This window comes from Pseudoselenomonas ruminantium, from assembly GCF_900104055.1.
Classification (GTDB): domain Bacteria; phylum Bacillota; class Negativicutes; order Selenomonadales; family Selenomonadaceae; genus Selenomonas_A; species Selenomonas_A ruminantium_C.
This window is the reverse complement of record NZ_FNJQ01000016.1, coordinates 1-21,778: the sequence shown is the minus strand read 5'-3', so window position 1 is coordinate 21,778 and position 21,778 is coordinate 1. Positions and strand designations below refer to the sequence as shown.

At 53.7% G+C, this 21,778-nt stretch carries 15 protein-coding genes and 1 other annotated feature; all 15 genes read right to left on the bottom strand.

The genetic code is table 11. The annotated features are described in order from the left end of the window. Nucleotides 1-58: 58 nt before the first annotated feature. The gene (locus BLQ59_RS07940; RefSeq protein WP_256324637.1) at nt 59-1,378 is read right to left on the bottom strand and encodes a sensor histidine kinase; all 1,320 of its coding nucleotides are present in this window, start codon (nt 1,376-1,378) and stop codon (nt 59-61) included. After that, nucleotides 1,375-2,055, bottom strand: a complete 681-nt coding sequence (locus BLQ59_RS07935) for a response regulator transcription factor (RefSeq protein WP_074572334.1) — start codon at nt 2,053-2,055, stop codon at nt 1,375-1,377. The genes BLQ59_RS07940 and BLQ59_RS07935 overlap by 4 nt, the downstream gene beginning before the upstream one ends. Nucleotides 2,056-2,186: 131 nt before the next feature. Continuing rightward, the gene (locus BLQ59_RS07930) at nt 2,187-3,908 is read right to left on the bottom strand and encodes a methyl-accepting chemotaxis protein (protein WP_074572333.1); all 1,722 of its coding nucleotides are present in this window, start codon (nt 3,906-3,908) and stop codon (nt 2,187-2,189) included. Between the two features lie 106 nt (nt 3,909-4,014). After that, nucleotides 4,015-4,278: a cell division protein ZapA gene (locus BLQ59_RS07925; RefSeq protein ID WP_074572332.1), complete on the bottom strand. Its 264-nt coding sequence runs from the start codon at nt 4,276-4,278 to the stop codon at nt 4,015-4,017. A gap of 12 nt (nt 4,279-4,290) precedes the next feature. Further along, on the bottom strand, nt 4,291-6,720 hold the full coding sequence (gene pheT / locus BLQ59_RS07920) for a phenylalanine--tRNA ligase subunit beta (RefSeq protein WP_074572331.1): 2,430 nt from the start codon (nt 6,718-6,720) through the stop codon (nt 4,291-4,293). Between the two features lie 16 nt (nt 6,721-6,736). Further along, nucleotides 6,737-7,762, bottom strand: coding sequence for a phenylalanine--tRNA ligase subunit alpha (gene pheS / locus BLQ59_RS07915; RefSeq protein ID WP_074572330.1), 1,026 nt, complete (start codon nt 7,760-7,762; stop codon nt 6,737-6,739). A 67-nt stretch (nt 7,763-7,829) separates the two neighbouring features. Further along, nucleotides 7,830-8,022: a binding site (T-box leader), on the bottom strand. Nucleotides 8,023-8,090: 68 nt separating this feature from the next. Beyond that, the gene (locus tag BLQ59_RS07910; RefSeq protein WP_074572329.1) at nt 8,091-8,834 is read right to left on the bottom strand and encodes a response regulator transcription factor; all 744 of its coding nucleotides are present in this window, start codon (nt 8,832-8,834) and stop codon (nt 8,091-8,093) included. Beyond that, the gene (locus BLQ59_RS07905) at nt 8,835-10,367 is read right to left on the bottom strand and encodes a sensor histidine kinase (protein WP_074572328.1); all 1,533 of its coding nucleotides are present in this window, start codon (nt 10,365-10,367) and stop codon (nt 8,835-8,837) included. It lies immediately after the preceding gene. A 1-nt stretch (nt 10,368) separates the two neighbouring features. Further along, complete coding sequence (locus BLQ59_RS07900) at nt 10,369-11,394, bottom strand: extracellular solute-binding protein (protein WP_074572327.1); 1,026 nt, start codon at nt 11,392-11,394, stop codon at nt 10,369-10,371. A gap of 234 nt (nt 11,395-11,628) precedes the next feature. Beyond that, nucleotides 11,629-12,492: a YDG domain-containing protein gene (locus BLQ59_RS07895; protein ID WP_218122882.1), complete on the bottom strand. Its 864-nt coding sequence runs from the start codon at nt 12,490-12,492 to the stop codon at nt 11,629-11,631. Nucleotides 12,493-13,256: 764 nt separating this feature from the next. Continuing rightward, entirely contained in the window at nt 13,257-14,519 is a 1,263-nt protein-coding gene (locus BLQ59_RS07890; RefSeq protein WP_074572325.1) for a TIGR02679 family protein, read from the bottom strand. Next, nucleotides 14,509-18,672 carry a TIGR02680 family protein gene (locus BLQ59_RS07885; RefSeq protein ID WP_074572324.1) on the bottom strand — a complete coding sequence of 1,388 codons (4,164 nt, stop codon included), beginning with the start codon at nt 18,670-18,672 and terminating at the stop codon, nt 14,509-14,511. The genes BLQ59_RS07890 and BLQ59_RS07885 overlap by 11 nt, the downstream gene beginning before the upstream one ends. After that, nucleotides 18,669-19,883: a TIGR02678 family protein gene (locus BLQ59_RS07880; protein ID WP_074572323.1), complete on the bottom strand. Its 1,215-nt coding sequence runs from the start codon at nt 19,881-19,883 to the stop codon at nt 18,669-18,671. Before BLQ59_RS07880 ends, BLQ59_RS07885 begins: the two co-directional genes overlap by 4 nt. A gap of 3 nt (nt 19,884-19,886) precedes the next feature. Continuing rightward, entirely contained in the window at nt 19,887-21,368 is a 1,482-nt protein-coding gene (locus BLQ59_RS07875; protein ID WP_074572322.1) for a TIGR02677 family protein, read from the bottom strand. Nucleotides 21,369-21,514: 146 nt separating this feature from the next. Continuing rightward, the coding region (locus BLQ59_RS07870; RefSeq protein WP_143005318.1) for an IS3 family transposase at nt 21,515-21,778 on the bottom strand (264 nt) is incomplete at its 5' end.

Here is a 21,778-nt window from a genome sequence, read left to right as displayed (position 1 = left end):
GAAATTTCCTTCATTACGAATAAAATTCGTTACCAATGATAAATTTCCTGCCTTTCAATCAAAACATATGTAAATTTTTTCCCTTGATCTTGCTTTTCAAAGTAACCAGGAATGTCGTTCCCTTGCCCAGTTCGCTTTCAATGGCAATATTGCCGTGATGAAGCTCCACGATTTCCTGGGCGATGGCCAGTCCTAAGCCGTTTCCACCCATCTCGCGGGAACGAGCCTTATCCACACGGTAGAAGCGGTCAAAGATCTTTTCCTGATCCTCCTTGGCAATGCCGATGCCATTATCCTGCACGGCCAGAGTGACCTTGCCTTTTTCGGCGGAACGGAATTCCACCTTGACCTCGCCGCCATCCTGCGTATACTTCACCGCATTATCCACGAGGATCAGCACCAATTGGCGAATCTTCTGTTCATCCGCATGAATGATGGTTTTCGGCAGGTTATCCGACAGGATGCTGATGTGCTTCTGCTCAGCCAAAGGCTGCATCATGCGGGCAGTCTGCGCCGCCACCGCGCCCAGATCGAATTTGGATGGCTTCAGCTTCAGCGCCTTGTTATCGCTGCGGGCCACCACCAGCAGATCGCTGACCAGTTTGGTCATCTTCTTGACCTCATCATGGACATCTTCCACGATCTGCTTCAGGAACGGCGATTTGATTTCCGGATCGTTCTGCAGGATCTCAGCCGAAGCCATGACCACCGCTAATGGCGTACGCAATTCATGAGAAGCATCCGCGGCAAACTGGCGTTGCTTTTCATAGGCAGCCTTCAGCGGCACCATGGCCTTGCCAGACAGGATATGCCCGACCATGGTCGCAATGAGCAGGGCCAGCAGTCCCAGACCAGCCATTATGGAGGTAGCCTTTTCCATACCATTGTAGAGCGCCGTGACATCCTTGCCTACATAGACCATCTGCACCCGGCCATTGCTTTCGGTGATTTTCTGGGTGGTCATCATGATTTCCGACTTATGCCCGTTCTCCTTGGGCTTGGTCACGACCACCACGTCCCCCTCTGGGGCTGTCCATTGGCTCATCACATCGAGGATAAACGGCTCAATGCGGAAGGAGGCCCGGGAAAAGTTCAGCAGCCTCCCATCGGCATCGAATACATAGAAGAACAGGCGGTCATTGGTATTCTTGTAAGCCAGGGTATCGTCAATCACGAGTTCCGGATGCTGGTTCAGATACTTCTGGGCCTCGGCCACATTATCAGCCGTATCCCAAAGTTCCCTTGCCTGCTCGGAACGGATGGACCAGTCCATGGACTGATGCATGGCGAAAATCAAGATGGCCAGGAAGATGATCATGACCAGCGAATAGAGCATGGTCAGCCGTTTGCGGCTTTTGCCAAAGAGATTCTCTGTCACTGTCCGCCGACCTCCAGCTTATAGCCAATGCCGCGGACGGTCTTAATAATCGTTTCCCCATCCCCTACATCGAGTTTTTTCCGCAAAATCTTGATATAGGAATCGATATTGTTAGAGCTCACATCCGCCTCCATGCCCCATATCCGATCGAGCAGGATGTCGCGGGGCACCACAATGCCCAAATTCTGCACCAGCAGGTCAAAGATCTGGAACTCACGCGGTGAGAGCTGGATAACTTCATCTTTCTTCTTCAGTACCTTCGTCGTGCGGTTCAGCGTGAAATCGCCGACTTCCACCTTGTCCTGCTGAATCTGCTGGGTGCTGCGGCGCCCCAAAGCCCGGAGCCTGGCCATGAGTTCGGCGAACTCAAAGGGCTTGACCAGATAGTCGTCAGCACCAGCATCGAGCCCCGAAACCCTGTCTTCCACGGAATCGCGGGCCGTCAGCATCAGGATGGCCTTGGCGTAGCCATCCGTACGCAGACGTTTGCATACGTCAATGCCATTTTCTCCCGGCATCATCCAGTCGAGAATCAATATATCATAATCGGTGAACATGGCATATTCATAGACCTCACTGCCATTGGTCACCCAATCAGCCTTTATCTTATTCTGTTCCAGCATATACTGAATCAGCTTACCTAAGCGGCGATCGTCTTCTGCTAGTAAAACACGCATAACCGCACCTCCAAAATATTTTCTTCATATCTATTATAAACATGTTTTTTTGAAAATCCAATGAAAAATCTATTCCCATTCATCACAAAAGTGACCGATATCCGCCAAAGATACCGGTCACTTCTTGGTTTTTAGAATTTAAATTTCTGCAAGGAATTCTGGAGTCCCTGGGCCAGATTGGCCAGAGCCGTGCTGGCATCAGCAATTTCGGCTGCCGAGGCAGACTGTTCTTCGGAGGCGGCAGAAACGCTTTCCATTTCCGATGCCACCATACCACCCTTTTGCAGGATGCCGTCAGATTTGCTCTTGATGACCTGCGTATCATTCTCAACAGCCTTGAGTTCCCTGGTCATTTCCTCAGCCTGTTTGGCAACCCCCAAAGCTGCATCATAGATGCTCTTGAAGGTGTCACGAAGCTGTTCCACCGATGCGGTGCCTTCCTTGACGGCGGCACTGCCCTTCTGCATGGAGGTAACCGCTGCTGCCGTTTCCGACTGGATACCACTGATGAGGCTTGTAATCTGCTTGGCCGCTTCCTGGGAGGCTTCAGCAAGCTTTCTTACTTCATCGGCTACAACGGCAAAGCCGCGGCCATGCTCACCGGCACGAGCAGCTTCGATTGCCGCATTGAGTGCCAGCAAATTGGTCTGTTCGGCAATCGAGGAAATCGTCTCGACAATCTGGCCGATTTCCTGCGAGCTCTGCCCAAGTTTATCCACGGTTTCAGCTGAGCTGTTGACCACCTGGGCCACGCTGTTGATCTGGCTGACTGCCTGTTTCACGGCTTCATTACCTTCTACAGCAGCTTTGTTGCTGGTATTGGCATGTTCTGAAACCATATTGGCCGTCTTGCTCAGACGTCCGATTGCCTCAACTGCATTATCGATGGAATCGATGACATCGCCCACATCCTGTTGCTGTTCGGCCACAGCACCGGCGGCATTGGTAACGGACTGCGCCACCTGCTCGGAAGCCTGTGCCGACTGATGGGAGCTGGCGGTGAGTTCTTCGGAGGATGCAGCCAGCTGTTCCGCTGTGGTGCTGGAACTGCGCATGAGTTTATTAAGCGTCGTACGTACTTCTGCTACCATATCTGCCATCGCACCAAATTCGTCGCCACGGATGATCGTACGGGGATGGTCGCTGAAGTCACCGCCACGCAGGCGATCCAAGGAACGCATCATAGCTTCCACCGGATTGACGATTTCCCGGGTGATGAACATCGCCACTGCGACCATGATAATCAAGCCCAATAGCAGCAGGATAACCATGTTGCGAATGGTTGCTTCCGTATCTTCATCATTTTCCTTGTTCAGTGCTTCGGCATGGGCATTTTCCAGTTCCGTCATCTTGTTGATATGAGGACGAAGCTTATCCACCATCTTGGCACCATTCTGGTTATACAGCGCCAGCGCCTCCTCCTGCTGCCCCTGCTGCGCCAAAGCGGTAACCTTATTCATCAGGGTATGGAGCTCACCCCATCCCTTTTTGAATTCTTCAAATTCCTTTTTCATTTCCTCGGGCTTGCCCGTGACGGCTTCATAGCTGCTGACACCAGCCTCCACGAGTTTCACGCCATCCTCGTACTTTTTCTGCAAAGTCTGCATGCGGGCCGGATCATCCTTTACCGTGGTCATGACCACCATCATGCCCTGGGAATAACGGATGCCATAGCGCATATCGCTGAGATAGCCCAAGGATTTTACGCATTTCTCATACATGAATTCCATGTCTACCTGAGCTTTTTTCAGCGACGAATACCCGGCAAAGCCGATAACCAGCATGCCAATTACGGCAAAAACCGCCAGTATCAGCATCTTATAGGCTACCCGCAGATTTTTAATCCACCCCATTGATTACCCACTCCTTTGTCCTATAGAAATAACCCGTAAAGTCGTACTTCCTTCTCCTTTACGAGTTATATTCGTGGGCTGGATAAAAAATCCTGCTATTATTTGATTATTTTTCGTCCAAAAGATCCACTAGTTCATCGTAATCTTTCTTGAGCTTGTAATAATCCTCCGCAATCTCCAGCGCAGTCAGGACGGCAATCTTGCGCTCGTCAAAGGTACGCACGGCACGGCTCATGATTTTCATTCGCTTGTCCAGCGCCGCAGCCAGCTGCTTCATATGCTGGGGATTGTCCGTCTTCAGCGGATAGCTCGTGCCATAGATATCCACGACCACGCGCTGAGCGGAGGGACTGTTCTTTTCTTCTGCCATAATATCACCTGCTTATGCACGCAGCTGCGCACCAAACTGTTTTTCCACAGCCTTGAGGATATTATTGAACGCCGTATCGGCTTCTTCATCGGTCAGCGTCTTGTCCTTGGACTGGAACTGCAGGTTGAAGGCCAGGCTCTTCTTGCCTTCAGCCACATGCTCGCCCGTGTAGACGTCAAAGAGCGTTACAGACTTAAAGTGCTTGCCGCCATTCTTCGTGATGACCTGTTCGATCCTGCCGGCTTCGGCATCTTTGTCCACCACGATGGCCAGGTCGCGGGAGGTTGCCGGGAACTTGGGCAGGCTGTCGAAATGGAAATTCTTGGCGGTGTACTTCATGAGCACTTCCACATCCATCTCGAAGAGGTAAACCTTCTGCTTGATGCCGAAGTTCTCGGCAGCCTGCGGATGGAGTTCGCCAAGGGTGGCGATGACCTCGCGGCCCTTCTTGAAGAGCGCCGTCTTGCCCGGATGCAGGGCGAAATGCTCGCCGGCTTCCACGGTGTACTTGGAGATGGAGAGGCTTGCGAGCAGTTCTTCCACCAGGCCCTTCATATCGTAGAAGTCAATCATGTCATTTGCCTGATTCCAGCCTACAGTATTGCGGCGGCCCGTCATCAGACCGACAAGTTTTACGACTTCTTCCGGCTGTTCCGTTACGGGCAGCTGTTTCGGGAAGAATACGGGAGCTACATCAAAGAGACGCAGATCCATATTCTTGCGAGAGAAGTTGCGCACAGCGTTTTCCATGATGGAGGTCAGAAGGCTCGTGCGCACGAGTGGATAATCATCCGTCAGCGGGTTCATGATGGGCACTGCCTGACGCAGTTCACTGTCAGCGGGCACCAACATCTTGTCCAGCAGGTCGGTGTTGGTGAAGCTGAAGGACAGCTCCTCCGTCATGCCGAGGCCTACAAGGATTTCCTTGACCTTGTCGATGAAGTTCTGGCGCGGGCTCTGCTTACCCTGCATCACTGCCCCCCAAGGCAGGCTCGGTGCGATATTGTCAAAACCATAGATACGGGAGATTTCCTCGGACAGGTCTTCCATGCAGGTGCAGTCATTGCGCCAGGAAGGAACCTGGGCCACAAAGCCTTCGCCTTCCGTCTGAACAGAGAAACCCAGGCTCGTGAGGATTTCCATCATCTTGGCAGCGCTGAGCTGCGTCCCCAGACGGGCATTGATCTGCTCGGCGGTGTAATGGATCTCCGTCTGCTCTTTCTGCTTCGGATATACATCCACCATGCCCTGGGTTACCGTGCAGGCACCCATTTCCTGCAGCATCTGGCAGGCGCGGTCGAGGGCGCGGGGAATAGCTGTCACATCCACGCCGCGTTCGAAACGTCCCGAAGCCTCGGAGTGCAGGCCGCAGGCGCGGGATGTGCGACGGATGCTGGCGCCATTGAAGGATGCCGCTTCAAGGACAATCGTCGTGGTCTTTTCCGTCACTTCGGATTCGAGGCCGCCCATCACACCGGCAAGACCAGCTGGCTTTTCGCTATCTGCGATAACGAGCTCCGTACCCTTGGCAATACGGGAGCTGTCATCCAGCGTATGGAGGTTTTCGCCCTCTTTGGCCAGACGGGCCGTCAGGCTGTGGCCGGCGATTTCATCATAGTCATAGGCATGCATGGGCTGGCCCAGTTCCACCATGACGAAGTTGGTCACGTCCACTACATTATTGATGGCGCGGATGCCTGCACCTTCGAGACGCTGCTGCATCCATTCCGGAGACGGGCCAACCTTGACGTTCTTGATCACGCGGGCAGCAAAGCGATCGCAGAGATCGCTGTCGATGCCTATCTTGATCATGTCCGCAGCCTTAGCTTCGTCATCTTCTTTGACCGTGATTTCCGGATAGTGCGGCTCGTTGCCCGTAAGCACTGCTGCTTCACGCACGAGTCCGACAACGCTAAAGCAATCGGCGCGGTTAGCGGTGAGCTCGAATTCCAGCACGACATCATCGAGGCCCAGCACATCTTTGGCGGGTACACCAACCGGCGTATCGGCAGGCAGGATGTAAATGCCGTTCTTTTCTTCTTCCGTCAGCTTGGTAAGGTCCATCTTGAGTTCTTCAGCGGAGCAAAGCATACCATTAGAAGGCAGGCCGCGCAGCTTGCCCTTCTTGATATGCAGGCCATTGGGCAGATGTGCACCAACCATCGCCACCGGCACAACCTGGCCTTCGGCCACATTCTGAGCACCCGTGATAATCTGAATGAGTTCCGGCTCACCGACATTCATCTGACAAATCTGCAGATGGTCGGAATCCGGATGAGCTTCGAGCTTTTCGATACGGCCCGTCACCACTTTATCGAGACCTTCGTCCGCGCGGATAACATTTTCCACGGGAACGCCGGACATGGTGTATTTGTCGGCCAGTTCTTCGGCCGTTTCGTTAAATTTTATGTAATCGTTCAACCATTTAATGGAAACCTGCATGGTGTAACCTCCCTAATCAGAACTGCTGCAAGAAACGCACGTCATTGTCGTAGAACAAACGCAAGTCGTCAATGCCATAGGACAGCATGGCGATACGCTCTACGCCCAGACCGAAAGCAAAGCCACTGACCTCTTTCGGATCATAACCGCTCATTTCGAGCACATGGGGATGAACCATACCGGCGCCGAGGATTTCCAGCCAGCCCGTGCCCTTGCAGACCTTGCAGCCTTCGCCATGGCACATCACGCAGGAGATATCCACTTCGGCGGAAGGTTCCGTGAACGGGAAGAAGCTGGGACGGAAACGCACGCCTACATTCTCGTTGAAAATCTGATGGAGGAAGAGCTCCAGCGTACCCTTGAGGTCGGCAAAGCTGATGCCCCTGTCAATCACGAGGCCTTCCACCTGCGTGAACATCGGGGAATGGGTGGCATCGTATTCATCGCGGCGGTAAACGCGGCCCGGCGCAATCATGCGAATCGGCTTGTTGGGTTCGTTAGCCTGCATCGTGCGAGCCTGTACCGGGGAAGTCTGGGAACGCATGAGGATTTCATCCGTGATGTAGAAGGAATCCTGCATATCGCGGGCCGGATGATCTTTGGGCAGGTTCAGTGCTTCAAAGTTGAAATAGTCGCGCTCGATTTCCGGGCCTTCTTCCACGCTGAAGCCCATGTGCACGAAGATGTCCTTGATGCGCTGCATGGTCAGCGTCAGCGGATGCAGATGGCCCTGGGGAACATTGCGGCCCGGCAGGGTAACATCGATTTTCTCACTAGCCAGACGGGCAGAAAGTTCTTTCGCTTTAAGCTCGCCAGCCTGCGCGTTGATGGCCTCTTCCACTGCGGCCTTGGCCACATTGACGATCTTGCCCACTTTCGGACGTTCCTCAGCGGAGAGATTCCCCATGCCACGCAGGATAGCGGTGAACTCGCCCTTCTTGCCCAGATACTTCACACGGATATCGTTAAGTGCCGTCATATCGCTGGCGGCTTTGACTTCAGCTACAGCAGCAGCCTGAAGTTCAGCAATCTTTTCTTCCATTATTTACCTCCTGATGTTTTATCTGTAAAATCTAAAAAGCCCTCGCCCTCGTATGTCATAAGCATACACGAGGGGCGAAGGCTGAATTTCGCGGTACCACCCTGATTTATCACTTGAATCTCCATAACGCAGAGATGCGTCCGGCATTTCCTCCGGAAAGCTCCCAAGCGAACTTTCCATCCCCGGCCCTGTCTTCTCCCACCAACGAAGACTCTCTTAGAAGGCCTGCAAGATTTACTCTTCTTGTTCATCGCCACAATACATAGAATTGTAGCATAAAGACAGGGGGATTGCAATGTTTTTATTCCTCCGCCTGAACCATCTGTTTCTATTTGCCAATGCTTTCCTGAATGATGGCGCTGGGTGTCGTGTCGAGATAACGCCGGAACACCTGACAGAAGTTCTTATAATCGCCAAAGCCTGTCTGCCCGGCCACTTCATAGACACGCAATCTGCCTGTCCGCAGCAGCCGCACGGCCTGCTGCAGGCGATACTTGGCCAACAACGTGCCGAAGGTATCGCCTGTTTCCTCCTTGAGCTTGCGCGACAGATAGCTGACGGATACCAGCTGTTCTTCCGCTACCTGTTCGAGGCTGATATGGTTCTGATAGTTCGCCGTGATGGCCTGCCAAACGGCCCGCACGTAGGGATTTTTGCTGTCTGCCGCCCCGGTCATTTCCTGTTCAAAGGGCAGTTTTTCCTGCTGCACAGCCCCCAATTTACACATCAGCCTTGCCAAATCCGCATCGTCAACCGGCTTCAACAGATAATCAGCCGCCTGCAGTCGCAGTGCTTCCCGGACGTATTCAAAATCCGTATAACTCGTCAAAAAGACCAGCCTGGGCAGGATGTTTTCCGCCCGCAGCCTGCGGGCCAGTTCCAACCCATCCATATTATTCATGCGGATATCCGTAATCAGCACATCTGGCCGGAGCTCCCGTATCAAGGGCAAAGCTTCCTCCCCGTCTGCTGCCTCACCTGCAATTTCTGCTCCCATAGCCTCCCAATCCACGGTCTCCACCAGCCCACGCCGGATGATATCTTCATCTTCTACCAATACAATTCTCAGCATCTATATCAACCCCTCCTCTGCCACCCGCCGTGGCAGGCGCAATCTCACACAGTTCTCCCCTGCTCCGGACCGGATTTCCACACCGAACTGCCGGCCATAAAACAGCTGGATACGGCGATGGATATTGTACAGCCCTGTATGCGCCGTATCATTCTCCTCATTTTCCTGCAGCAAATGCCAAGCCTGCAGTGTCTCAGCAGAAAAGCCCCTGCCCTGATCCACGACATCCACCTGCAATTCATCGTCCAAACATTTTATTTCCAAACGCACGCTTCTCAAACCGCTTTTATCGGCGCCGTACTTTATGGCATTTTCCAACAAAGGCTGAAATAGCAGCTTGGGAATCTCACAAGCCAGTGCTGCCGAATCGATGTTCTCGGTAAAATCCAACCTTTTTCCAAACCGGTATTGCTGAATTTCCATATAACGGTGCACGTAGTCCAGATCATCGGCCAGCGTTACCTGCTGCAGGGAATTGTTGATGCTGTAGCGCAAAAGCGCCGATAATGCAATCAGCATCCGTATCGCAGCGGCGGGATCGAGTTTGACCATGTATTTGATATTTTCCAAGGTATTGAACAGGAAATGCGGATTGAACTGGGATTCCAGCTGGCGCATCTCAGCTTTGGCAGTCAGGCGTTCTACGGCCTGAGCCCGCAACTGGCTTTCTCGCTGCACACCGCGGAAGATCAGCGGTATCAACAGCAGGAAAAACAGCAGGGACAAGGCACTGCCCATAAGATAACGATCCAGCAGGCTGCGTACCGGCGTAAGCGCCACCACCTGCAGCCCTTGTGGCAAACGGCTCTGCGTCACATAGTAAATCTCCCGTCCTGCTTCTGCCAAACCACCATCCGTCGCGCAGAGTATCGGCAGCAGCTTTCCCTGCTCATCCACAGGCATCGCCTCTGCCGCTGCCGTTACATTATCGAAGGAATCCGTCACCGCCAGCAGGACTTCCGGATTCTCCTTGCCCGCAAAAATCTTATCACCGGAAATGATGATGACCAGAACGCCCTTGCCACCGTCCCCTGCTGCCACGGCCTTGCCAAGTGCCAGATCCTGTCTGGCCATATCCTTGCGGATGAACTCCCAGCACGGCCGGCTGCTCTGGTGCAGGCGCCGCAGGATGCCCCAATCCCCATGCTGCAAGCCTGAAGGCAGAACCGGCTGACTCCCTAAAAGCAGCTGCCCCTGCTCATCCAGCAGGTAAAAGTCCAGGGGAACCGCACTTTGATTCGCCACCGCATAAAGGTCGCCATAAAGTGCTGACCGGTCCTGATTACTTTGCGGCGCCAGTGCTCCCGATCCCGCCTGTATCCGATGCTCCATCTGTTGCAGGACAGACGCCCCATCCTGCAGCCCGCCTTCCAGCCGGTGAACCAGCTCACTTCGTACCGCCAGATTATTCGCCACAACATAATGATTCCAGGCATAGATGGTAAAGATCAGGCTGATGCCGCCAAACAACAGCGCCGGCAACAGGGCATATTTGAGCAGTGCCCGGCGAAAGGCCCGCTGAAAATCATACATACTAATCCTCCCGCCCGCAGAATCGATAAAACTTCGCCAACAAATCCGCCTGTGACACCGTATCATGCGCCTTTTCCCAACTGGCCGCTTCCAGCAATGGCGGAAGCAATGTCCGGTCATCCGGTGGCAGAACATCCTGGCGCACGCTGCGGCGATGCAGCTCGCGCACGATATACGCCTGCGCCTCCCTACTCACCAAAAATTCCACAAAAGCCTGCGCGGCTTCCTGATGTACTGTATCCCTGACAATGCATACCCCATCGGGAACACTGTGGACGCCTTCCTCCATATAGATTATCTTCACAGGACTGCCTTTGGCCGCCTCAAGGATTGCGGCCTCTTCAAAGGTGCAGCCGACTGCATATTTCCCCTGGGCTACACCTGCACATACGGCTTGCGAATCCGGCAGCAGCTGCCCCGCCAAATTCGCCCCAAAAGCCTGGACATAATCCCAGCCAGCTACGGTATTGCCTTTCCCCATCACATCCACCATATTGAGCAGGTGTGCATATGCCGATGACGATACCGCCGGATCGGCAAAGGCAATCCGCCCCTTGAGCCAAGGCGCCAGCAAATCCTTGTAGCCTGTGATTTCCCGGTCCCCCAGCAAATTCGTATTGACCAACAGGACGCTGGGCACATCGGTGAAGCGCGTCATGATACCATCCGTATTCCGGAACTGCGGCCGCATCTTATCGTCCTGCGATGACACATACGCAGTAAACAGCGCCCGCTGATCCTCCACCTTGGAAATGGCGCCGCCCCAAAACACATCTGCTCTTGCAGGCTGCTCCTTTGCCACACGATCCAAAAGCTCACCCGTGCTGCCATGCACCACCCGAACCGTGATTCCCGTCTGACGTTCAAACTCATCCACCAGCGGCTGCACAAAACGCTGTGGATGGGAACTATAGACAATCAGGTCCTCCTTTCCATGCTCCTGCACCGTATTACCACACCCACTGCAAACCAGCGCCACCAGCCATAGCAGCAAGCCCTGGCAGACCAGCTGCCAATATCTTTGCATAGATACCCCCCCTACTCCTATCCTACCATAAAGGCCGCCACAACGATATAGCAATCCATCCATTGTTCAAAATCAGCGATAATTATCCGTTTTTAACGGTTGTTTCTCTGCTTTACTGTTCCTATAATTAATAAGTGTTTGAATCCCCCGATAACTCCCCATTATCAGGCTTCCCCAAACTTGGATTCATATATGACAAAAGCCCCCGCACTGCGGGAGCTTTTTTATTTTGTGTTAGAATACCTTCCCGACCATGAACCAGATGCGGCTGCGGCTTTCGGCGTCGCGGGAGAGGTTGTCCGCAAAGCCGATACGCCGTGCGTAGTCTATTCTGGCAAACCAGTCGTTGGGCTGGGCGTAGGTCAGGCCAAAACCCCAGCCTTTCAGGGTGGTGGCATTGCTGCCGGATTTCTCTGCCTTTACCCAGCTGGCATCAAAGTAGGTGGAAAGTGTCAGGCCCTTGACTGGCGTATGTGGTGTAATCATCGGCCTTAAAGGTGACCGGGGCGGCGGTGATACTGCCGGTATTGAGGCTTCCTGCTGGGGCAACGGTGTAGTTCTTGGCCTTGTCCCCGGTGAGGGCGAGGCCGCTGTAAGGACGGTCTTGCCGGTGCCTACGTTCTTATTGTCGTAGGCAGCCGTGGCAGTAGAACTCAGGCTCAGGGCGGTTTTATCCGCCTCCACAATGCCCTCCACATTGGACAGGGAAAGGCTGACGGCAGTATTGCCGTCATAGACCTTGGTTACATTGCTTATGGTCAAGGTCTTGGGGGTAATCATGCTGACATTATTAACCCAGTTGATGCCCTCTGCCTGGGTAGAGGTTTTGGTGGAAGCAATGATGTTGTTGCCCACATCGGCGGTGCCGTCATATTCTTTGGCCTCGATATTATCCTTCCGCGTCATAAAGGCGGTGAGCAGGGGCGTGGTGGTTCCATCATAGATGCGCCATACAGCAGTGCGGCTTTGCCCATCTGGGGAAATGGAGTCGCCCCATTCGGCGAAGGTAGCCACCGCTGTAAGATTTTCGCTGTAAGCGTTGGTGGAAGTGCCGTTGCCGGTAATTGCGCCGCCGATCTGGTTCCTCAAATCAACCATATTTGCTGTCGCCGCAACACTTCCTGTTTCTGTGCTATACGCCTTGGCAAGCGTGCCACTGTTATTCCCCGTAATGCCGCCAGCGTAAAGGCTCCCTTGGTTCATGCCTATCACCATACTTGCCGTTATACTGCCTGACACCGGAGCGGTATAGTAAACAAAAATAAACAAACTATTCTCAAATATTAAATATTTTGTTATAATGTACGTAACGAACCTACGGGAACTGCACTTTAGAAAGGTTGAGCCGAGAAAAGAGCCTCGTTTCTACGTATTCGAGGAGACATCGCCCTTACGGCTTGTAAAAATGTCCAAGGTTGACGTAGACACCTCGTTCAGCGGCAAAGCCGCCTACATGAAAATAGCAAAAACAAGTAACCTCAAATAGCATAAGCCTATGAGGTAGAGGGCGTAGTGCTGCGTCCAGTTGTGGTAGTTGCTGCGTAGACCGCTTGCTTGGTTCGGACTAATCCGACACTCGGCTTGTCGAGAGCAGTTAATGAGCAACAAAATTTATAAAGATATTTAACATATATTGCTAAGTTTGTTTATAAATACAGCATAACCCTAAATCCATTCTCCAAGCATCTCCGTACAATTTAAGAAGGGATTACCGCCAATACGATAATCCCTTTATTTTGAATCGTCCACTGAAGCAGGACCTCTCTTATTTTGAATCGTCCACTAAAGCAGGACCTCTCTTATTACTCTCATTATAGCATAAACATACTATAGTATCAACCAATATTTTCCATTCGCCCGCCTTACTTGTTCCACAAATCAGCCTGCAGTTTCTGGAGCAAACTTTCCTGATACAGCACCTTTTGTTCGTGCCGCATGGCTGCCACCAAAGGCGTCAGCTGCGGGTGATTGCTTGTGGGCAGTTTTTTCAGCCGGTTTTCCGGCAAGGGCAGATTGGCCTGGGCGTACTCGTTCACAGACATATGCCAAAGGGCGGCTCCTTCGTAGCGATTCAGGATATGGCTGGCAATACTCAGGCCTTCCGGATCGAAGTCGCCGGCATAGAGCAGGCGAAAACCGCCTGCAGCCAGTCTATCCAGCAAGGCCCAGGAAGCAGCTTTCAGCTGGCCATGCAGGGCCACCAGCGGTACAGTCTTTTGCCTTGCCTGCAAACCGTCCAGCAATGTAGAAAACACACCGGAATTTTCCACGATATAGACCGCATCCGCTTTCTCTGACACTGGCAGGATCTGCCTGGCTGCCGCGATTTCCCGCAGGGGCACATTCAACGGGGCGCATACTTCGGCCGCCGTACGCCAATAGGCAATCTCCCGTCCATTTTCCGCATAAGCCTTCAGTCCATAAACCGTAGCAAAGTTCAGGATATCATCCCGAATCAGACGGTATTTATACAGCAATTCCGTACGCTCATCAGCAGCTGCCGGAACATGTCCCCCCTGCAAAAAGGCCAACGCCTGCAGGAAAAGCCGGCCTTCTGTACGGTCAAAATCCAGTGCATGGGGATTTTTCGCCACCCGATTGGCAAACAGGGGCAGGCGCTCATATTTTTCCGGCAGGCTCGCCAAGGCGCAGGCCACAGTCGCCAGGACATCTTCCTGCTGATACAGATCTTTGGCAAACAGGCGCAAATCTCCCTGAGCCAATGCCCGCAACCAATGCCTTACAGGTTCAGCCGGATATTCAGCCCGCAGACGGTCCATGATTGCCCGTCGCTTCACCTGTTCCTGTTGCCGCTCTTCCCGCTTAGTCATGAAATTTCCCGGCATCAGGGAAAGCAGAAAATCCGGCAAAGCAATGCTTCCGAAGCGGGTTTTCTCCCACGCAGCGGAAAAATCCTTATAAGAAACAAAATCCGCTTTTCCCGGCTTGCGGCGCAGAAAGGCTGATAAATCCCGTTGTTCCTCCACGGTAAGCACGGACAGGAGCACCCGCCCGCCAAAATGTCCCAGGCTGCGATACTTGCGGCAAAATTCCCCGGCCAGCTTCAGCAATATGGCATGCTCCCGGAAATACGCCGCCGCTTCCGCTAACAGCTTATCCTTCACGGCTCTCCTCCAGCATCACATCACGGCTTTGACCATTCCAGTGATAGCCCAGCACCGATACATAGTTGGCATTCAATGGGCGCAGCAGCTCATAGATATTAAGGCTGGGCACCACATCATAATCGCCCCAGATAGCCTGGGAGTTCATGATGTAGTTGAAGCCCATCTGCTCCACCAAGCGGAACATATCCCGCATATTCTGCTCATCCACCCCGGCAAAGGCCTCATCCAGCGTAATCAGGCGCGGCGCGTCCTTGCCAGCATCCAGATAGCGGGAGTAGGCAGCCGAGAATAGCGGTACATACATGGCCATAGCCTTTTCACCGCCACTGAAGCGGAAGAATGCCCTATCCGTAAGTTCCCTCCGCTGAATCTGCTCACCCTTATCATAGTAAAGACGGAAACAGAACCACTGCCGGTAATCCAGCTGTTCCCGCACGGAAGCCTGAAATGCCTCCGCATCTTTCTCCTGCAATTGAGCCTCTTCCCTTGCCCGCCGTATGCGGGAAGAAAAATGCTTCTCCAGGCGCTTCATATCCGCTTCCTTCATCAATTCCGGATCGCTGTGCAAGAGTTCCACCAGTTCGGCCGTATCCAGCTCGTTGTCGCCCTCCCCGGTAAGGGGCTTCCACTCCAGCCGGAACCGCAGCGCACTGGAAGTTTCGCTTCGGGCCATAAGCTTGTTCATCTTTCTGATCCAATCCTCTGCACCATAGATTTTTTCACTGATAGTGCGGCCGATGCTGTTGAGAATAATTTCCTGATAGATTCGCTTATCCTGCTCAGACAGCAGGCTTTCCTGTTCGAGCAGATGGTCTTTGAGCTGCTGTAGCTGCTCATAGGGACTCAGCGGTTTGCCACCGGCCTCAGTCAGGGCCAGCTGCCGCACGGCATGATCCCGCAGAGTATCCAAACGAGGCAGGAAAATCTCCTCATCTTCCGGGGAAATTTCCGGTAAATCGCCCAGTTCATCCACATTTTCCCGCAGGGAAAAGCGATACTCGGCAATTTCATCCCGCTGTCTGGCATACTGGCTTTCCACATCCTGGGCCAGAGAATGCAGTGTCTTGTTGTCACGGCTCTTTTGCCGGGCCTGCATAAGCTCCCGCAGATTCTTCTTGTCCAAATCCACAAAGCCCCGCTTCTGCTCAGCCTGCAGAAGTTTCTGCCATAAAACCAGCAGCTTTCCATAGACCTGCTGCCGGCGCCAGCTTTGCTCCAGCTGACTAGCCAATGTCTGCCGGCTGCTTTCATTCTGTCCCAGCAGCTGGGATACCTGCCGGATTTCCTGGGGGATATGCCTGAGGCGTTCCACCACTTCGGCAATGCGGGCTTCAATGGCCGCCGCATCCATCCGGGCCAGCTGCTCCTGCAGGGCAGCGATATTCTTCTCCAGCCGGGCGATATTCATATCCTTGTCCAGCAGTTCTCCCTTGAGGGCATCCACTTCCTCCCGGACATATTCTGCCTCCTGACTCTGCTGCCGGAACAGCTCCGCACTATGGGCATAGTTAGCCTGCATAAGGGTGAGCTTGTGCCAGACTTCGCCATAATCGTGGAGGGCGGCTAAAGCTTCCTCATAGGCAGCGGCGGAAAACGCCAGCCCCGTATCGCCACGCTCAGCAATGATTCCGGCCCGTTCGTCCCGCAGTTCCAAGGTCAGCTTCTTCTGCCTGTCCGCCAGTTCACCCAGCCTGTGCTGCTGTCGTTCAATATCCCGTTCCCGGCTGCGCAGTTCATCATAAACCGACTGTACCTCCTGCTGATTCGGGAAATCCTCCCGAGCCTTCAGCAGGCAGTCATTTTCAGCCAGCAGGCTGCTTTCCTGCTCCTGCACATGGGCAAGCTCTGCCTGCAAGCCGGCAATTTCCGCTTCCTTAGCGGCAATCTGCTGACGGCGGTAATTTTCCCGGGCCTGCTTGCCGATAAAGAGCGCTGCCGGGCGCTGGGCTGCCCGTCCTGCCAGTGTACCGAGCCGATAAGCTCCATCCACCACATTCAGGGCAATGCCATTGCCCTTGCCGTATACTTCACTGCTGATGGCAATGCTGCCCAAAACGTCAGCAATGCGTTCCCTGGCGATACCGCTCTCTCCGGGCACAGGTTCCAGATAATCCAGCAAGGATTCAGCCAGCATCACTGGCTCGCCGCTGAAGAGCACCGTGCCCCGCATGGAGTCCGGCAGTTTTTGCGCCGCCTCATTGGAAGCCAGCAGCAGAGAGTTCAGCAAGCCAGCTTCCAGCAATGCCGATTCCAGCCGTTCCCGCATGGCCGGGGAAACCGTGCTTCTGTACTCCGTGGCTTCGTATAAGGGCACATAGGCGATGCCCTGGGCTGTCAGTTCCTGACGGGCAGCTGCCCAGGCTTCCTGCAGTTCCGGTTCAGCCGCCTTTGTCTGACGCAGGCTTGCCAGTTCTGCCTGCGCTTCGGCCAGCTGACCGGTCAGTTCCTGCTTATTCAGCTCCACCTTGCCGATAGCTGCATTCAGGCTGCGCTGCTTCTCGCTGACAATGGTTCCCAGCTGATTCTGGATATCCAGCCAGGAGGTTGTGCCCAAAAGTTCCCGCAAACTGCCAGCTAGGCGGATTTCTGCGTCTTTGTCCATTGGCAGCAGGGCCTGCCAGCGGTCTTTCCATTCATAGAAGGCCTTGACCAGATGTTCCCGTTCCTGGGCCAGCATTTCTGTCAGCCGTTCTTCTTCATGGCGGTACTGATCCAGCCGGCGGTTTTCCTCGCCCAGTTCCTGCTCCCATTGCTGCAGCTTTTCCAACGACTGCTCGTACTGCAGCATCTGCTTATGAAGTTTCTGCAGGCTCTGCAGCTGATTCTGCCGTTCCCGGCGCCAGAGACGGAAATGCTCCTCACAATCCGGCGAGGACAGCTGGAAGCCCTCCTGAAAAGCGGCGTGGCTGTCAAAGTCCGCCTGCTCCGCCAGATCCGTCAAATCCTCCAGAATATCAGCCACCTGTTTTTCCAATTGGGCCAGATCAGCCTCTTCCTGCCGCATCTGCTCCTGCAGGGACAGTTCCCGCCGGCGTTTTTCCAGCAGGCTGTCATCCTTACGCTGTTTCTCTGCCTGCTCTTTAGCCAGCTGCAATTCTGCTTCCTTTTTCCTTTCGGCAGCCTTATAGGCTTCATGCTCCTGCAGGCTGGCCTGTTCCTGCCGCAGGGCTTCTTCTTCCACCGTCAGGCTCTGCAACCGCTCACTGGCCTCTGCCGCCTGTTTTTCTGCCGCCAGCAGTTCCTCCTGCTGGGCCCCCGCCTGCTTGTTCAGACGGTTGAGGGCCTTCTGGCAATCGGCCTCAGCCAAAGCCCGCTCTGCCAGCACCGCCGTATTATAGGCGGTATACGCTCGGCAGATATTCTGAAAGGCCCCCCGCTCCCGCTTGAGCTGTTCGATTGCCAGCCTGGTCTTTTCCATATTTTCCAGCGTCTCCGCCAAAGGCCGCAAATCCTCATCCGAAAGGGTGGGCAGAGAGGCATTCAAAATCTCATAGATAACACTGGGCTTGAAATCCCGGGATAATTTCGGACTGCGAAGCTGAATGAGCAGCTTCATCAATTCCTCGTATTTGCGGATATCCTCATAGCCAAAGACATACTGATTCACCATGGCCATGTATTCCCGCTGCTCCGTGGTCACCCGGCCGTCCTGGCCGATGGCATTTTCCAATTCCCGGCGGGTCAAAGGAATCTTCTGTTCTTCTCCCGTTTCCGGATTCTTCGTCAAATGATAGAGAGACAGATCCTCGCCGATACGGCGGCCATTCTGCAGCACAAAGCCCCAAAAGTCCACCTTGGAATTGCCTCGGCGGGCATGGAGGCCAATGCCTGTGGTGATGTACTGCTCACTATTTGCCCGCTTGTATTCCAGATAAAGATAGCCAGTACGTTCCTCGTATTCGCTGATTTCCTTTTCCCCCAACAGATAATCATCCATGGTACGGGATTTGGAGCCAAAGCTGTCCAGACGATCCGCCCGCTTCACGCCATCCAGCAGCACCGTAATCAGGCTCTGCATAGTAACGGACTTGCCAGAACCGTTGCTGCCCCGCAAAAGCAGCCTGCCATCGGCAAAGTAAAACTCCGCCTCATCATAATACCAATAATTCAAAATGCCTGCCCGATAGGCCTGCCAACGATTGTCGCTCATTCCTTGTCCTCCGTTTTGCCCCGCTTGGCACTCTTGCCTGGCTGATAATCCGTGGGATAGTTGCCATCATAGCGCAGCAGGGCCGGCAATAATGTAATCAGGCCATCCTCTGCCACTTTGGTCATGCCCCAGGCCGTCATTTCCGCCAGCACATTCTCCGCCAGCCGCTTGACGCTCATCTCCCGGTATTCCTTGGTCCAGCCGTGGCCCACAGCCGCCTGCAATTTCTCCATATGCACCTGCCATTCCGTTTTGCTCAGGGAAGTCACCTGTGGCGAAAGCTCCCGCCAATAATGGGCAAAATGCAGCAACACATCATGAAGCCCCCGGAACCGGACCGGGAAACTGTCCTTGACCCAGGATGACTGCTCATGGGAAACCGCCATCACGGCATCCTGATAAAGTTCCACATGGAGGCCGAACCATTCCAGCATCGCCTCTTCCAGCCGGCCATGGCGCTTGCGCAGATAGAGGAAATCCCCTTCCGACTCTGTATCCCGATAGTACACAGGACTTAAGAGCACTTCCCGATATAGCCTGTGCCGCCGCTGCCGCAGAGCCGTGGCCTCCTCATCAATCTCCGGCATGAAATCCGCCGCCCCCAGTTCTGCCAGGCTGTCATAGGCCCCCAATTCCTGGGGGAAATTCCGCAGGAAGTACCGGGCCAATGTCGTCACCTCATAGAGTGCCTCGCCGGCAATATTGCCATCGCTGCCATAGCCCTGACTCAAAAAGGCCACGCTTTCATCATCCACAATCTGCAGGATTCCCTCATCGGCCAGATATTTCAGCACCCGGATCAGGGACTTGCGCCAGTTGTAGGATTCCCAATTCAACTTAGGAGTATAAGCATCCTCCGGATAATAGGAAAGCAATGCCTCAGCCAAATCCCCCAGCAGGAACTGCCCGCCGGCCTCATATTCTTCCAAAAAGGCCATGACGCAGGCCAGCAGCACATAATCCTCCACGCTCTGCATGGCCTCTATGCCCATAAAAGGCCGGGGATTGGCGGGGATTTTCTCCAATTTGTAAAACTGCGGCGTTACCAGCAGAGGCCAGCCGCATTTGTCACGGAAAAATTGCCGCAGCGCTTTTTCGTTACGGCGTACCAGTAAGTATTCATCGGGCATGTCCTTGCGGGTTACCCAGCGGTTTTCCACAAGCAGCTGGGCGGCCTGCCGAAGTTCATCCTGTCCGTCTGTAATTGCCATCTGTTATCCGTTTCCTTTCTGCAGCCGAAACTTCATGGGAGGCAGTGAGAATTCACCATCCTCGCAGTACAGGGTAATGCGCCCTTTCACCTGCCGGTCATAGATAAGTTCCACCGTGCTGCCCAGTTCCGTGCGCACAGGATTGCGCTGCAAAGCACGGTCCACCCAGCTCAGCAGCATCTGCCGCGCCTCGCGGCTGATAACAGGCAGCGAGGCAAAATCGATTACGCCATCAGCGGCCAGGCCATTCATCACCGCTGCCAGCTTTTCCTGCTGGGCCAGATGCTGCTGACGGGCTTCTTCCTTAGCCGCAGCATACTGCCGGATGGGTACCTGCCGCTGGCGTTCCCGATAGGTGCTCACCCGTGGCTTCAGCTCAATCCTCGTCGGCGCTTCATCCTGGATATGGCTGTTCATATCCTCCATTTCCCGGCTTTCCCCATAGAAATGCCGCCCGCCGGCAGGGCCAAAGGCCACGGCACTGAGGCAATCCGCCTCCTCCTTGCTGGAGAGATGGGAGAACCAACGCGCTAATTGGATATACTCAGCCTTGCGGTTGCGGAAGGTCTGATGCTGTTCCGCCAACCGCTGGGCAAATTTCGTAATGCGGCGGATGGTGTCCACCGTTTCCTTGGACAGGGCTGACAGCTCGCTTTCCCGATAACTGTTGCCCATAAACCATTCCCGCATAACCAGAAAACTCTCCTGATAATCTTCCATGTAGGTTTCCCGGCTCTTCTCCTCCCCCAGCCGGGGAATGGACAGCTGATAATCCGTCAGCCGGGAAAATAAGGCTGCCTCCTGCTCAGGTGTGCTGCCCTGAAAGAGATTTTCCATCCGCTTGGCCGACCGCTGCAGGCCAATGACAAAAGTCTGCAGATATTTGGTAAAACGATCCTTATACACTACAAAGGCTATGGTCTGCATCCGTTCTTCCACCTTGGCGCTCTTCAGATGGGCCAGATAATCGGAAGAATTCTGCACCAGTGTATGGAAATAATGCTCCAGATCCCCCCAGGTCTGATTCAGTTCCTTCGATGTAAGTTCCTGCCCGGACACTAAAAAATCCCGTAAGGCGCGCAGAATGCGGTCAAACTGAGTGGTTTCCAGTGAACCGTTAAACTCCGTGCCCAGGGATTGCAATTTCTCCACCATGCGCTCAATCTCCACCGTATAAGGCGTGCATTGATAGCGATAGCGTTTCTTCTTAAAGTCCGCAATGCTCTTGGAACGTCCTGTTTCCTGATGGGGAATAAGGTTTTTCCAGCCAACCAGCGTAGCAAGATCCTGCTCCAACTGCTCGAAAGTATACGCCTGAAAATGAGAATCCTTTTTCAGCTCGTGAAAAATATCCTCAGGATAAACATAGGTCTGCATATGTTCATGACGCTTAAAGCAAAAATGCAAAATAGAGCGATAGCGCCAGGTATTGTCCGTATTCAAATAACTGACTTCCGCAATACGGCGAAAATCCTGCTCCTCCATAAACAGCCCCCTCTCTTCATAATGCCACCATAAGACAGTATAGCAAAAGCCCCCACCCAGCACAAGATGGTGTGCTCCCCGTCAAGTGGACAGGTAAAAAAATAAAAATATTCATTGCTGCTCGCAACTAATGCGAGCAGCTTTTTTCATGCAGCTCCAACCAGTTTTTCGTGGTACTCACTTGGGGTTCGTATGCCTAAATGACGCTGTGGTCTGTCATAAGTGTAATATCTTATATATTCCTCTATTGACTCAACCAACTCTTGCCGGGAAGTAAATCTGCGCCTGTAGTACATCTCGCGCTTCAAGATACCCCAGAAGCCTTCCATGGGGCCATTGTCTAGGCAATGTGCTACACGGGACATGCTTTGTGTCATACCGGCCTGTTCAATTTTGGCGCGGAACAACTT